At 63.6% G+C, this 13,667-nt stretch carries 13 protein-coding genes; 3 read left to right on the top strand and 10 right to left on the bottom strand.

Annotated features, from left to right (window positions below):
* A partial coding sequence (locus tag K289_RS0125160; protein WP_198024758.1) for a transposase occupies nt 1-295 on the top strand: 295 nt, incomplete at its 5' end.
* 12 nt (nt 296-307) lie between these two features.
* Here K289_RS0125160 and K289_RS44995 read toward each other — a convergent pair.
* The 9 genes from K289_RS44995 to dnaK all read right to left on the bottom strand — a co-directional run bounded on the left by K289_RS44995 (nt 308) and on the right by dnaK (nt 10,730).
* Nucleotides 308-1,597 (bottom strand): HlyD family type I secretion periplasmic adaptor subunit, encoded by a 1,290-nt coding sequence (locus tag K289_RS44995; RefSeq protein ID WP_245283989.1) that lies wholly within the window; start codon nt 1,595-1,597, stop codon nt 308-310.
* Nucleotides 1,594-3,309: a type I secretion system permease/ATPase gene (locus tag K289_RS0125150; protein ID WP_245283988.1), complete on the bottom strand. Its 1,716-nt coding sequence runs from the start codon at nt 3,307-3,309 to the stop codon at nt 1,594-1,596. Before K289_RS0125150 ends, K289_RS44995 begins: the two co-directional genes overlap by 4 nt.
* Nucleotides 3,310-3,440: 131 nt before the next feature.
* Nucleotides 3,441-4,799 (bottom strand): calcium-binding protein, encoded by a 1,359-nt coding sequence (locus K289_RS44990; protein WP_051310758.1) that lies wholly within the window; start codon nt 4,797-4,799, stop codon nt 3,441-3,443.
* A gap of 293 nt (nt 4,800-5,092) precedes the next feature.
* On the bottom strand, nt 5,093-5,395 hold the full coding sequence (locus K289_RS0125140; RefSeq protein WP_027554084.1) for a DUF1330 domain-containing protein: 303 nt from the start codon (nt 5,393-5,395) through the stop codon (nt 5,093-5,095).
* A 23-nt stretch (nt 5,396-5,418) separates the two neighbouring features.
* On the bottom strand, nt 5,419-6,129 hold the full coding sequence (pyrF, locus tag K289_RS0125135; RefSeq protein ID WP_027554083.1) for an orotidine-5'-phosphate decarboxylase: 711 nt from the start codon (nt 6,127-6,129) through the stop codon (nt 5,419-5,421).
* A 6-nt stretch (nt 6,130-6,135) separates the two neighbouring features.
* Nucleotides 6,136-6,714: an NADPH-dependent FMN reductase gene (locus K289_RS0125130; protein ID WP_027554082.1), complete on the bottom strand. Its 579-nt coding sequence runs from the start codon at nt 6,712-6,714 to the stop codon at nt 6,136-6,138.
* A 57-nt stretch (nt 6,715-6,771) separates the two neighbouring features.
* Nucleotides 6,772-7,371 (bottom strand): class I SAM-dependent methyltransferase, encoded by a 600-nt coding sequence (locus tag K289_RS0125125; protein ID WP_027554081.1) that lies wholly within the window; start codon nt 7,369-7,371, stop codon nt 6,772-6,774.
* 89 nt (nt 7,372-7,460) lie between these two features.
* Nucleotides 7,461-8,582: a molecular chaperone DnaJ gene (gene dnaJ, locus K289_RS0125120; protein WP_027554080.1), complete on the bottom strand. Its 1,122-nt coding sequence runs from the start codon at nt 8,580-8,582 to the stop codon at nt 7,461-7,463.
* A gap of 246 nt (nt 8,583-8,828) precedes the next feature.
* Complete coding sequence (gene dnaK, locus K289_RS0125115; RefSeq protein WP_027554079.1) at nt 8,829-10,730, bottom strand: molecular chaperone DnaK; 1,902 nt, start codon at nt 10,728-10,730, stop codon at nt 8,829-8,831.
* A gap of 398 nt (nt 10,731-11,128) precedes the next feature.
* Between dnaK and K289_RS0125110 the strand changes: the two genes are divergently transcribed.
* Nucleotides 11,129-12,064: a hypothetical protein gene (locus K289_RS0125110; RefSeq protein WP_027554078.1), complete on the top strand. Its 936-nt coding sequence runs from the start codon at nt 11,129-11,131 to the stop codon at nt 12,062-12,064.
* Nucleotides 12,065-12,166: 102 nt separating this feature from the next.
* Entirely contained in the window at nt 12,167-12,889 is a 723-nt protein-coding gene (pncA, locus tag K289_RS0125105) for a bifunctional nicotinamidase/pyrazinamidase (RefSeq protein ID WP_027554077.1), read from the top strand.
* Nucleotides 12,890-13,046: 157 nt separating this feature from the next.
* Here the strand turns inward: pncA and grpE are convergent, their stop codons facing one another.
* The gene (gene grpE, locus K289_RS0125100) at nt 13,047-13,661 is read right to left on the bottom strand and encodes a nucleotide exchange factor GrpE (protein WP_027554076.1); all 615 of its coding nucleotides are present in this window, start codon (nt 13,659-13,661) and stop codon (nt 13,047-13,049) included.
* Between the last annotated feature and the right edge of the window lie 6 nt (nt 13,662-13,667).

Here is a 13,667-nt window from a genome sequence, read left to right as displayed (position 1 = left end):
GCTACTGGCGTTCTACGACTTCCCGGCCGAACACTGGAAACACTTGCGGACGACCAATCCCATTGAAAGCACCTTCGCTACCGTGCGACACCGCACGATCCGATCGAAGGGTTGCCTGTCCAACAGGACGGCACTCGCGATGGTCTTCAAACTGCTTGAGGCCGCGCAGAAAAGCTGGCGTCGTCTCGATGGCCACAACCAGTTGCCAAAACTCGTTCTCGGTGTGACATTCAACGACGGGATCGAGGTCATCGCCAAACCGACTGACCGTCAGCCCATAACCGCCGCCGCCTGACCGGCCGCGCCGTCACCAAAATTTGGCGATAGCTCCGGGCATACCGGGCAGCAGTGTTGAGATGTAGGAGGCTGTCGGCGCGTTGGGATCGAGCTCGACCTCCGCCAGATAAGAACTCACGCCCGAGTTGGTATCGGTCAGCGCGTCTGCTGCGACGCCGACGACCCTTCCCTCGAGCATCGGCCGGCGACGAATATTCAGCGCGTGAACCCGAACACGCGCCATCTGTCCGACATAGACCTCTTCCCGATCCGTAGGCTTCAATGTCGCCTCTATGACCAGCCGATCTTGCGTCGGAACGATTTCCAGAAGGGTTTCCCGAGGTCCAAGCACGGCATTGAGGTCTCTGCTGTTAAGGCCGACGATCCTTCCACTTTCAGGGGCACGCAATTCAGACCGAACAAGCTGGGCGCGCAACGCGGCAATTCGATGTCGAAGGTCACCGATTTCCTCGCTCGTCTCGTGACGCTGCTTGGCGATGTCCTGATTCTGGTTGAACCCGAGTTGTCGGCGCCTGTCCTTCAATTCCGCGATCTTGCCCTGCATTTCCGAGATCGATGCAGCATTGCGAGCGACCTGTCCGGCTGCCTCGGCTTCGGCGCGCTTCAACGCCAAGACGCGCGGTTTTCGGGCGAGCCCCTTTGCCAGGAGATAGCTTGTATCGGCTATCTCTTCTCGCAACAGTACGAGTTGCTGCTCTAGACCTTCAGTGTTGCTCTCCAGGCCGCGGATGGCGTCCGCGTTTTGCAACATCTGCTGATCGATCACCTTGCGCTCGTTTTCGATCGCGGCCAGCCGCGCGGCAAATTCAACTTCCTGGGTTTGAATGGCGATACGCGCAGCGAGACGGGTCGCACTTTCGAGCAGTTCGTCCGGGAACCGGATCGACTCTGCGGCATTCTGCTCCGCCCCGAGGCGCGCCTCCATCGCCAAGTCGGCAAAGAACTTCGTTTCGAGGGAACCAAGGGTCGCTTCGATCTGCGCCGTGTCGAGGCGGGCAACGAGCTGACCGGCTTCGACGTGATCATTTTCCCGGACATAGATCGACTTGATGATTCCTCCTTCGAGGTGTTGCACCGCCTTACGCTTCGAATGGACCTTGATGAAGCCGGGCGCCACGACGGCGCCGCGAAGCGGAACCGTTGTCGCCCACAGGCCGAAGCCGCAAAACTGCAGGACGAGCAGAACACAGCCCCATGCGATGATCCGTCGCATCTCGGATCGAGGTTGCTCCCGGCTCGTCGACGTCGTCCGATAGGGACGGCCCGCAGGTGCCGAAATTGCGATGGCGTTCTGCGTCATGGCGCGGCTCTCCCCCTCGGCAGTTTCTGGGGTTCGGCATCGCGAGCGACCACCTGCGGTTTCGGGACCGACGCTGGCCGCTGGGCGCGAAGAACCTGAACGGGCGGTCCGAACGTGATCTGGTTGCCGTCCCTCAAAAGCAGCACGGCATCCGCGATCGTCAGGAGACGCGGCCGATGCGTCACAATCACCGATGCTGCGCCGCGCGCTTTGGCGGATTGGATGGCCGAGCACAATGCTTCTTCACCGTCGGGGTCGAGGTTGGCATTAGGCTCGTCCAGCAGGAGCAATTTGCGATCGCCGTAGAATGCACGCGCAAGACCGATGCGCTGGCGTTGGCCGCCGGACAACCTGCTACCGTCGCGCCCGATGTCGGTTTGATAGCCAGCCGGAAGCGACAGGATCATGTCATGCGCCTGCGCGAGCATCGCGGCGGCGACGATATCATCATCGCGCGCGCATTCCTCGAAACCGGCGATGGCTTCTGCCACCGTGCCGCCCAACAGCTGCACGTCCTGTGGAAGGTAGCCGACGAATTGACCGAGCTGGTCGGGATCCCAGTTCTGCAGAGCTGCGCCGTCCAACCGGATCGTACCGCTGCTCGGCCGCTCCAGGCCAGCCATCAAGCGCAGCAATGTCGATTTTCCGGCGCCGGTCGGTCCGATCACGACGACGAGTTCAGAAGGTCGACATTGAAATGATATGCCTGCGAGAATGGGCCGCTGCGCCGTACCAATCCGGAATGTCACCCGTTCGACTTCGAGCATGCCGGATGGTGGCGGAAGCAATGTCTTCCGTGCGCACACAAGCACCGGTGCGGCGGCGTCGCAAACTTGTGCCCAGGCATCCTGCGCGGATGCCAGCGCGCGCCAGGCCGAGACCAGCCCTTCCATCGGCTGCAACGTGCGAGCTATCAGGATCGAACTCGCGATCAGGCTGCCGGAAAGCACCTCGTTCTGAAGCACGAGCCAAGCACCAGCGCCGATCGCGGTAATCTGCAACATCGTCCTGACCATGCGCGCCGTGGCCGCAATCGTGTAGACGCGTTCGCTGGCCCGCACTACCGGCGACAGCGCTTCGTCATTGAGGCTCATGAATGCGCGGATGGCGCCTCGCGTCCAGCCCATCGCCTGCACCACGCTGGAGTGCCGGACAATTCCATCGAGCATCGCCTGCGTCTTCAACGCGGCGTGCGAGGCTTGCGCGATTTCCCCGCGCGCGATCCGGTGGCTTGCAACTCCCATGGCCAGCAGGGCCCCCACCCCGGTCAGGGCGATGAGGCCATACCAAGGATGCAGGAAGAACAGGATGAGAATGAACACCGGGAGGAATGGAGCATCTATCAGCGATGTGACCGTTCCGCTCGACAGGAAAGTCCTCAACTCGCGAAGCTTGACGAGATCGTGCGGCCGGCCATCGCCCGGCGCGGCGCCGATAATGCTGCTTTCAAGGAGGATCGGGGCGAGGCAGCGCTCGAATCCGACGGCGAAGCGGCTCAACAATCGGTTACGAAACGTGTCGAAGACAGCGCTGAAGCCGAGAGCGCCCACGGCGATGACGGTGAGGCCAACAAGGGTCTCGACGCTCCCGCTGCTCAGCACGCGGTCGAACACTTCGATGGAGTAGAAGGGTACGACCAGCAGCAGCAGGTTTACGGACACGCTGAAACACACGATCCACACCAATGCGGATCGTCCGGGAATCAAAGCCACCAGCGATCTCTCGCCAGACGCTGGGATCGCACCACGGTTACGCGAATACATAACTGGCCGGCACTATCACTGACTGAGTATGTACAGAGAGCAGGGCGGCCTAACGGCCGCCCCGCTCCCGCTGGTGATTGCTAGGCAATTTCGACGGCGGTATAACCGGCGGCATTGTTGATGTCGTCGATCGACTCGAACGGCGTCGCACCGCCCGTGATGCCATCGAGCTGGATCGCGCCGAAGCCGAAATCCAGCACGGTGTTGGTGCCGTCGTCCTCCACGACGACCGTAGCCGGGTCAAAGCCTGGCGGAGCATCGACATGAACGGCATCGCCATCGGCAAAGCTGAGGTCGGTGACTTCATCGTTACCGAAGTTGGTAGCCGTGTTGTCGCCGAAATTGTGCGTATCGGTCCCCGCGCCGCCCGTCAGCACGTCGTCGCCGAGCCCGCCGCTGAGAACGTCGGCTCCGTTGCCGCCGTTCAGCTCGTCATCCCCGGCGCCGCCATTCAGAGTGTCGTTGCCGGCGCCTCCCGACAGGATGTCGGCCCCATCGCCGCCATTCAGGGTATCGGTGCCGTCGCCGCCGTCGAGCGTGTCATCACCGGCGTCGCCGTTGAGCGTATCGTTCCCGGTTCCGCCGCTGAGCTCATCATCACCGGCGCCGCCGCTCATGACGTCGTTACCTGCGCCGCCGGCCATTTCATCGTCGCCGGCATCGCCGAACATCGTATCGTTGCCGGCGCCGCCATCCATGATGTCGTCGCCCGCATTGCCATGCATGGTGTCGTTGCCGTCACCACCGTTCAGAGTATCGGCACCCAGACCGCCGTTCAGAATGTCGTCACCGGTGCCGCCATTCAGCAGGTCATTGCCAAGTCCGCCGTTCAGCGTGTCGTTGCCAGCGTCGCCGTTCAGAGTGTCATCTCCGAAACCACCGTTGAGTACGTCGTTACCGTCGCCACCGTTCAAGACGTCATTGCCGGCATCGCCGTCCAATGTATCGTTGCCGGCGTCGCCCCACAGGGTGTCGGCACCCGCGCCGCCATGGACGTCATCATTGCCATCGCCGCCGTGGATGCTGTCGTCGCCGGCGTCACCAAACAGGTGATCATCGCCGGTTCCACCATCGATGATGTCGTTGCCCTGGTCGCCATGGATGGTGTCGATGCCGGCGTTTCCGTTCAGCGTATCGTCACCCGCACCGCCATTGATCGTGTCATCGCCATCGCCGCCGGTGATCGTATCGATGCCGGCATTTCCATTCAGGGTGTCGTTGCCAGCACCGCCATCGATGGAATCGTTGCCCGCGCCGCCGCTTACGGTATCATTGCCATCTAGGCCAGTAATGGTGTCGTTACCTTGAAGGCCGAAGATCTGATCGTCCGCAGCCGTGCCAGGCAATACATCGTCGCCTGCTGTTCCGATGATCACTGCCATGATCTCCGCTCCCTTTGCATGGAAATGCGCGATGCGGGTCGCCTTGCGGCCCGTCATGGACTTCGCAGATTTCGGGTTGCTTGATGCCCATCACCAATCGATGGGGCCTTCGATCAAGCAACCTTGGAGGAAGGGCGATGGATGCGGCAATCCCCATTTGGGGACAAAAGAATCCGGCAAATGATTGGAACTAATGACGCCGAAGCCTTCGCCTCAGGCGCCAACGGTCCCACCCGTTTGATCGCGTGAGGCCGTCAAGACGATGTCCGCCGAGTATCGGATGCGCGTTCTGTACGCGAGAGCGGATCGCCCTCGCGTCAATCAGGACATGCTCTCGTGAGCGTGCGTTCTCAGGGCTGCGGGCCGTCGTAGCCCTCGATGATGATGAGGTCGGCGATCGAGTGCGGCTGGCGCACCTTGATGTTGGCCTGGTATTCCAGCGAATTGTAGCAGGCGATCGCGGTCTCGTAGTCCGGGAATTCGATCACCACGTTGCGCGTGCGGCTTTGGCCCTCGACGGTGGTGAACTTGCCAGCGCGGACGACGAAGCGACCGCCCCATTTCTTGAAGATCGGGCCGTTCGCGACCGCATAGGGCTTGTAGCCCTCGTCATTCGACACGTCGACGCGTCCGATCCAGTAGCCTTTTGCCATTCTTCTTCTCCTTGGTGTGTCGGTCAGCCGACCGCTTGCGCGATCTCGACCTGGATTGCCTCAGCCGTAGCCTTTGGATCGGCCGCTTCCACCACCGGTCGCCCGACGACGAGATAGTCGGAGCCCGCGGCAATCGCGCGGCCCGGCGTCATGATGCGCTTCTGATCGCCGGTCGCAGAGCCTGCGGGCCGAATGCCGGGGGTGACGAGATTCATCTGGTGCCCGACGATCTTGCGCAAGGCACCCACTTCTTCCGGTGAGCAGACGAGGCCATCGACGCCGAGCACCTGCGCCTGCTGGGCGCGTGCTTCGACCAGCTCGGAGACACCGAGCCGATAGCCGGCGGCGTGCAGGTCGTCGTCGTTGTAGGAGGTCAGCACCGTGACCGCGAGGATCTTCAGGCTGGTATTGCCGCGGCCTTCGACGGCGCCCTTCATGGTCTGCGGATAGGCGTGCACGGTGAGGAAGGTCGCCCCCAACCTGGTGATGCTCTCGACGCCCTGCGTCACCGTGTTGCCGATGTCGTGCAGCTTGAGATCGAGGAAGACTTTCTTGCCCTTGTCGGCGAGCTTGCCGACCAGCGGCAAGCCGCCGGCATAGGCGAGCCGATAGCCGATCTTGTAGAAGGTGACGCTGTCGCCGAGCCGATTGATCATCGCCTCCGCGGCATCAACGCTCGGCAGATCGAGCGCGACGATCAGGCGGTCCTTGGGGGCGATTTCGGTTGGCGTCATGTCACCTCACATCATGCGTTGGGAAACGTCGATCAACTGCCGCACCAGCTCCTTCAGCGCGTCGATATCGGCCTGGCTCTTCAACCTGTCCATATCGTCATAGGCCTGGTCGGCAAAGGCGAGCGCGAGTTGGCCGGCAATCACATTGGCGTGGCAGGAGGTCAGGATCAGCCGCAACGCTTGGAGCGCGCGGGACGCGCCGAGCCGGCTCTGCGAGGCGCCGGCAAGCGCGAAGACACGGTTGCGGAACACTTCGCCGCGCGCCTCGTGCGGATCCTGCACGCGGCTGACCCAGTCGATCGCGTTCTTCAGGAGCGGCGGCACCGAAGCATTGTATTCGGGCGTGACGATCAGGACGCCCTGATGCGCGCCGATCATGCGCTTGAGATTGACCGCGTGCTTCGGCACGCCGGACTTGGCCTGCAGGTCGCCATCATAGATCGGCAGCGGAAAATCGGCGAGCGAGACGCGGGTGACGTCGACGCCGGCCTGGGCGAATTCATATGCAGCGACCGCCGCCAGCTTCGCATTGTGCGAGCCGGTGCGCAGCGAGCCGGGAATGACCAGGATTCTTGGTGCGGGCATCCAATCCAATGCGTTCGGCGAAACGAGCCCGCCGCGCAATAGAGGAAGCCGGCGGAATTAGTCCTTGCGATACACCCAGACGCGGGCCGGCGGAAGGTTCATCCAGATCCGTTCCGAGGCCTCTGTGGACACGCCGGGCAGCGATTTCGGGATCGGCGGCACCACCGCATAGGTGAACTGCACGAAGGGAGCGCCGGGCGCCAGCGCCGTGAAGGCATCGCGAATGAGCCGCAGCCGTGTCAGCATCGGCTTGGTCACCAGCGGCAGGCCGGAGACGACCGCGGAAGCCGGCGCGCTCAGCACGTTCCAGAGCGTGTCTCGCAGGCGGTAAGCATCGCCCTGCACAACCTTGGCCTGCGGATAGCGGTCGCGCAGCAGCGCGCAGAAGCCGGGATTGTATTCGACGAGGACGAGGCGCTTTGGATCGACGCCGCGCTCGATCAGCGCCGAGGTGATGGCGCCGGTGCCGGGTCCGAGCTCGACCACCGGTGCGTCCGAATCGACGTCGACATAATGGGCCATGGTCCGGGCAAGGAGCTTACCCGAAGGCATCACGGCGCCCATATGGAGCGGCTTTTCGATCCACGATCGGAGAAAACGGACCTCGTCGTCGAGACGGGGCTTCTTCAACGCACGCGCGGACGATGGCAATGGCATGTCAGGACCGGACGGGGACCGCGTCGCCGCGGCGTGTCAGAAAATAGTCATAAAGAGGTATAGGCCGCGGGCGGAACGGTCAAGCCGAGTCAGTTCGCCCGGTTACCGAAGAAGTCCTTGACCTTGGCGAAGAAACCCTCGGATTCCGGCTGAGTGTTGCCGGAAGAGAGCTTTTCGAACTCGGCCAGCAATTCCTGCTGCTTCTTGGTGAGGTTCTGCGGGGTCTCGACCACGACCTGGACATACATGTCGCCCATCTGGCGCGAGCGCAGCACTGGCATACCTTTTGATGCAATGCGGAATCGGCGGCCGGACTGGGTCCCGGCCGGGACCTTCACCTTGGTCTTGGCCTTCTCGATGGTCGGCACCTCGAATTCGCCGCCAAGCGCAGCCGTCACCATCGAGATCGGCACGCGGCAATGCAGGTCGGCGCCGTCACGCTGGAAGAACTGGTGCTGGGCCAGCGACAGGAAGATGTAGAGGTCGCCGGGCGGGCCGCCGCGGACACCGGCTTCGCCCTCGCCGGCTAGCCTGATCCTTGTGCCGTCCTCGACGCCCTGGGGGATGTTGACCGACAGCGTGCGCTCGCGCGTGACCCGGCCCTGACCCGCGCAGGACGGGCAGGCATCCTCGATCATCTGGCCACGGCCCTGGCAGCCCGGGCAGGTGCGCTCGAGCGTGAAGAAGCCCTGTGACTGCCGCACGCGGCCGGCGCCGCCGCAGGTCGAGCAGGTCTTCGGCTTGGTGCCGGCCTTGGCGCCGGTGCCCGAGCAGGCCTCGCAGGTGACGGAGACGGGAATCTCGATCTGCGCCGTCTTGCCGCCAAAGGCTTCCTCGAGCGTGATTTCCATGTTGTAGCGCAGGTCGGCGCCGCGCTCGCGGCCGCCGCGACCGCGCTGCCCGGCCATGCCGAACAGATCCTCGAAAATGTCGGAGAAAGAGGAGGCAAAGCCGGCACCGAAGCCGGCACCGCCACCGCCCTGCTCGAAGGCGGCGTGGCCGTAACGATCATAGGCCGCGCGCTTGTCCTTGTCCTTGAGGACCTCGTAGGCCTCGTTGATTTCCTTGAACCGGACTTCGCTGGTGTCGTCCCCGGGGTTGCGATCGGGGTGGAATTTCATCGCCAGCTTGCGGAAGGACGATTTCAGTACGGAATCATCGGCGTCGCGTTCGACTTCGAGGGTTTCGTAGTAGCAGCGCTTGGTGGACATGTCGGACTCGGTCTATCCAATCGCGATTCAAGTCGGAGCGAAACAGCGTCGCCACGCGACAATATAGGCAGCCTTCCGCCCTGCGGCAGAGGGCAGCACGGCGGCATTCAGCATAACGGCTGGGAATTGATTGATCGTAACGGGGAGAGGCCCCGTCCGACCCGACACGACGGCCTCCCCGCTGAGGGGGGAGGCCGGTAGAGCGTGTGGGGTCCAAGCCGTCCGCATCATGACCCTCTAAGGGTTTCAGGCGGACTTCTTGTTGTTCTTGTCGTCGTCGACCTCGGTGAATTCCGCGTCGACCACGTCGTCCTTCGCAGCGTCCTTGGCCGCGTCGGCCTCGGCCTGCTGCTTGTACATGGCCTCGCCAAGCTTCATCGAAGCCTGGGCCAGCGTATTGGTCTTGGCCTTGATCGCCTCGGCATCGTTGCCCTTCAGCGCTTCCTTGAGATCGCTGACGGCATCCTCGATGGCGCGGCGCTCGGTCTCGGCAACCTTCGAACCGTGCTCGGCCAGCGCCTTCTCGGTGGAATGAACCAGTGCGTCGGCATGGTTCTTGGCATCGACCGCCTCGCGGCGCTGCTTGTCGGCCGCGGCATTGGCCTCGGCGTCCTTGACCATCTTGTCGATGTCGGATTCCGACAGACCGCCGGAGGCCTGGATGCGGATCTGCTGCTCCTTGCCGGTCGCTTTATCCTTGGCCGAGACGTTGACGATGCCGTTGGCGTCGATGTCGAAGGTCACCTCGATCTGCGGCATGCCGCGCGGGGCCGGCGGAATGCCCATCAGGTCGAACTGACCGAGCATCTTGTTGTCGGCCGCCATTTCACGCTCGCCCTGGAAGACACGGATGGTGACCGCGTTCTGGTTGTCCTCGGCGGTCGAGAACACCTGGCTCTTCTTGGTCGGGATCGTGGTGTTGCGGTCGATGATGCGGGTGAACACGCCGCCCAGCGTCTCGATGCCCAGCGACAGCGGGGTCACGTCGAGCAGCAGCACGTCCTTGACGTCGCCCTGGAGCACGCCGGCCTGGATCGCGGCACCGATCGCCACGACTTCGTCCGGGTTCACGCCCTTGTGCGGCTCCTTGCCGAACAGCTGCTTCACGACTTCCTGGACCTTCGGCATGCGCGACATGCCGCCGACCAGAACCACTTCGCCGATCTCACCGGCGGTGACGCCGGCATCCTTCAGCGCCTTGCGGCAGGGCTCGACCGTCTTCTGGATGAGATCGTCGACCAGCGCCTCGAACTTGGCGCGGGTGAGCTTCATCGTCAGATGCTTCGGGCCGGTCTGGTCCGCGGTGATGAAGGGCAGGTTGATTTCGGTCTGCGTCGTCGACGACAGCTCGATCTTGGCCTTTTCAGCGGCCTCCTTCAGGCGCTGCAGCGCGAGCTTGTCGTTGCGCAGGTTGATGCCCTGTTCCTTCTGGAACTCGTCGGCGAGATAGCCGACCAGGCGCATGTCGAAATCTTCGCCGCCGAGGAAGGTGTCGCCGTTGGTCGACTTCACCTCGAACACGCCGTCGCCGATTTCGAGAATGGAGATATCGAACGTACCGCCGCCGAGGTCGTACACGGCGATCGTGCCGGCCTTGGTCTTGTCCAGGCCGTAGGCGAGCGCGGCCGCGGTCGGCTCGTTGATGATGCGCAGCACTTCAAGGCCCGCGATCTTGCCGGCGTCCTTGGTCGCCTGGCGCTGGGCGTCGTTGAAGTAGGCGGGAACGGTGATGACGGCCTGATCGACCTTCTGGCCGAGATGGGCTTCCGCGGTCTCCTTCATCTTCTGCAAGATGAACGCCGAGACCTGCGAGGGCGAATAGGTCTGGCCGTCGGCCTCGACCCAGGCGTCGCCGTTGGAAGCCTTCACGATCTTGTACGGAACGAGCTTCTTGTCCTTCTCGACCATCGGGTCGTCGTAGCGGCGGCCAATGAGGCGCTTCACTGCGAAGAAGGTGCGCTCGGGATTGGTGACGGCCTGGCGCTTGGCGGGTTGGCCGACGAGGCGCTCGCCATCATCCGTGACGGCGACGATCGAAGGCGTCGTGCGCATGCCTTCGGAATTCTCGATGACTTTGGCGTTCTTGCCATCCATTACGGCGACGCACGAGTTCGTGGTGCCGAGGTCGATCCCAATGACCTTTCCCATGGTCCTGATATCCTTCTTTATTGCGGCAGGTTGGTTGGGCCCAGAAGGCACCCGATCCAAAACCCCCTAAGATCAAACATCCGCGATATTGCGATGGTTGAGGCTCATATAGGAGGGGGGGAGGGGGCCGCAAGGACCGAACGCAAGTTTCGGCCGTGAAAACATTGGGTTTTGGAAGATCATATCCGGGTGCCGCCGGCCTTGCGGGTGAGGAAATATTAACAGGTCCCTGCCCTCGCCAGAGCCGTCGCCGCAGGCCGCCCGGCCCTGTTGCGGCAAGACCAAACCCGCTAAAAGGCGGGCCGTCGGGTCGCCTCGCAAGCGGGGCTGCCTCACGCGACAAAGAGGCCCGATGGCCCACCATCGAACGGCCTCAATGTGAACCAAGTAGAGTGCCCATGAAGCTCATCCGCCCCCTCGCCGCGCTCGCGCTCCTCGTTGCTTCCGCGCTTCCGGCCGCCTCCGCCGATGCCGTGTTTCCGCCTGGCTTGCGCCTCGGCATGGTGCCGCTCATCGGCCTCAACAAGGCCAAGACCTTTCCGGGCTTCGAGAACGAGGACGGCAGCGTCAAGGTGCTGGTCACCGAGCTGCCGCCGGCGGCTTATGGCGAGGTCGCGAGCGCCTTCAACGCCAATCCTGCGGGCACCGGCGTCAAGCAGGACAAGATCGAGACGCCCGCGGGCCTTGCCTATTTCACCACGGAGAGCGGCAAGGCCGGCGATACTCCGGTGAAACGCTACTCGATGATCGTGCCGGGCGCCGGCTTCTCCGGCTATGTCGCCGTGCAGATCCCCGAGAACGCCACCAAGATCTACACCGACGAGGCGGTGCGGCAGATGTTTGCGAGCACCGTCACCCGCAGGGAGGTCTCGGTCGACGAGCAGATCGCGCTGATGCCGTTCAAGATCACCGATCTCGCCGAGTTCAAGAATGTCCGCACGCTGGCGCCCGGCATCAGCATCATCCTCGCCGATGGCGACGAGAGCTCGGGCTTCGAGCCCAAGCCATACATGATCCTCGGCTTGATCGGTGCGACGCCGCAGCAGGCCGACGACCGCGCCCGCTTTGCCCAGGAAGCGGCGCTCCAGATCCCCGGCATGCGCGAATCGCGCGTCACCATGTCCGAGCCGATCCGCATCAACGGCCAGCAGGGCTATGAGACCCGGATCGACGGCGTCAGCGGCAAGGACAAGACCCCGGTGACGGTGGTGCAGTGGATCCGCTTCGGCGGCAGCACCTCGCTGCGCATCATCGCCAGCGCCCCGCGCGACCAGTGGTCGAACGCCTTCACCCGCTTCCGCGCCGTGCGCGACGGCATCCAGCCGAAGGGCTAGCCCAAGCGCTGGACAGAACCGGCTGCATTTTCGGGCTTCTGTTCGTACACCAGCGGAACTACGCTCCTCCCTCGTTGGGTTCATCCTGGAGGGAGGCGAACGATGCTGGATCGGCGACAAGTCTTGGCGGCGCTTGGGACGACGGCGCTTGCGACCCTTGCGTCAAATCCGGTCCTCGCGGCGGCATCGATCAAGCCGGATGATGCATCCGCGCTGCTCGTGATCGACGTACAGAATTGCTTCCTGCCCGGCGGCAGCCTCGCCGTGAAGGAAGGCGAGCAGGTGGTGCCCGTGATCAACCGGATCGCGAAAGCGTTTGCGAACGTGGTGATGACGCAGGACTGGCACACGCAAGGCCACGTTTCCTTCGCCTCGGTGCACTCCGGCAAGAAGCCGTTCGAGACCATCGATCTGCCTTACGGCAAGCAGGTGCTGTGGCCGGATCATTGCGTGCAGGGCACCGACGGCGCCGCGCTGTCGAAGGACCTCTCGATCCCGCAAGCCGAGCTGATCATCCGCAAGGGCTTTCACAAGGACGTCGACAGCTACTCGGCGTTCCTCGAAGCCGACGGCAAGACCTCGACCGGGCTCGCCGGCTACCTCAAGGGGCGCAAGATCAAGCGCGTCTTCGTCGCGGGGCTGGCGACAGATTTCTGCGTCGCCTGGACCGCACTCGACGCGCGCAAGGCGGGTTTCGAGGTCTATGTCGTGGAGGACGCCTGCCGCGGTATCGACACGCAGGGCTCGCTGGCCAAGGCCTGGGCCGATATGGCCAAGGCCGGCGTGAAGCGGATTCAGTCGGGTGATATCGTGGTGAGCGCTTAGGAAGGCCTGTCAGACCTTCATGGTGAGGAAGCGCGTCAGCGCCGTCTCGAACCACGAAGGCCGAGCTCGCGCGTCAGCGCGAGCCCGGAATGACGAGAAAACCCCACAAGCTGCTCGGCATGAGGGTCTGCGCAAGCAGGAATGCGGCAAGCGCGGCTTACGCCGCGCCGTTCGATTCGTTGTTGTTGGCGGCGGCCGCGGCCTTGGCGCCGCCCTTGGCGACACCGACCAGCGCCGGGCGCAGCACGCGCTCGCCGATCGTGTAGCCGGCCTGCACGACCTGCACCACGGTGCCTGACGGCACCGACGAATCAGGCACCTCGAACATCGCCTGCTGGAAATTGGGGTCGAACTTCTGGCCCTGCGGGTCGAACTTCTTCACGCCGTGCTTTTCCAGCGCATTGAGCAGCGAGCGCTCGGTGAGCTCGACACCCTCGATCAGCGATTTCAGGCCGGGGTCGGCATTGGCGCGGTCCTCGGCCGGGACGGCATCGAGCGCGCGCTGGAGATTGTCGGCGATGTCGAGCACATCGCGGGCAAAGCCGGTGATGCCATAGAGACGGGCGTCAGCGACCTCCTTGGTGGTGCGCTTGCGCAGGTTCTCCATCTCCGCCAGCGTCCGCAGCATCCGGTCGCGCGCCTCGGCGGCTTCCTTTTGCAGCAGCTCGACCGAACCAGGCTCGGGATCGTCGGGCATCACATAGGGCTTCGACACCACGGGCTCGCCGGTCGGCGCGGCCGTGTCTTCGGGTTGCCGGTTTTGATCGGTCATCGGCTG

This window comes from Bradyrhizobium sp. Cp5.3, assembly GCF_000426265.1.
In the GTDB taxonomy this organism is placed as follows: domain Bacteria; phylum Pseudomonadota; class Alphaproteobacteria; order Rhizobiales; family Xanthobacteraceae; genus Bradyrhizobium; species Bradyrhizobium neotropicale.
The sequence above is the reverse complement of the archived record's forward strand: the minus strand, read 5'-3'. Positions and strand labels throughout refer to the sequence as shown.

What these genes read in the sequence shown, in the direction of transcription:
- K289_RS0125125 (WP_027554081.1), bottom strand. Translation starts at nt 7,371, where the DNA reads ATGCCATTGCCATCGTCCGCGCGTGCGTTGAAGAAGCCCCGTCTCGAC.
- K289_RS44990 (WP_051310758.1), bottom strand. Translation starts at nt 4,799, where the DNA reads ATGACGGGCCGCAAGGCGACCCGCATCGCGCATTTCCATGCAAAGGGA.
- K289_RS0125130 (WP_027554082.1), bottom strand. Translation starts at nt 6,714, where the DNA reads ATGCCCGCACCAAGAATCCTGGTCATTCCCGGCTCGCTGCGCACCGGC.
- pyrF (WP_027554083.1), bottom strand. Translation starts at nt 6,129, where the DNA reads ATGACGCCAACCGAAATCGCCCCCAAGGACCGCCTGATCGTCGCGCTC.
- K289_RS0125110 (WP_027554078.1), top strand. Translation starts at nt 11,129, where the DNA reads ATGAAGCTCATCCGCCCCCTCGCCGCGCTCGCGCTCCTCGTTGCTTCC.
- K289_RS0125140 (WP_027554084.1), bottom strand. Translation starts at nt 5,395, where the DNA reads ATGGCAAAAGGCTACTGGATCGGACGCGTCGACGTGTCGAATGACGAG.
- grpE (WP_027554076.1), bottom strand. Translation starts at nt 13,661, where the DNA reads ATGACCGATCAAAACCGGCAACCCGAAGACACGGCCGCGCCGACCGGC.
- dnaJ (WP_027554080.1), bottom strand. Translation starts at nt 8,582, where the DNA reads ATGTCCACCAAGCGCTGCTACTACGAAACCCTCGAAGTCGAACGCGAC.
- dnaK (WP_027554079.1), bottom strand. Translation starts at nt 10,730, where the DNA reads ATGGGAAAGGTCATTGGGATCGACCTCGGCACCACGAACTCGTGCGTC.
- pncA (WP_027554077.1), top strand. Translation starts at nt 12,167, where the DNA reads ATGCTGGATCGGCGACAAGTCTTGGCGGCGCTTGGGACGACGGCGCTT.
- K289_RS44995 (WP_245283989.1), bottom strand. Translation starts at nt 1,597, where the DNA reads ATGACGCAGAACGCCATCGCAATTTCGGCACCTGCGGGCCGTCCCTAT.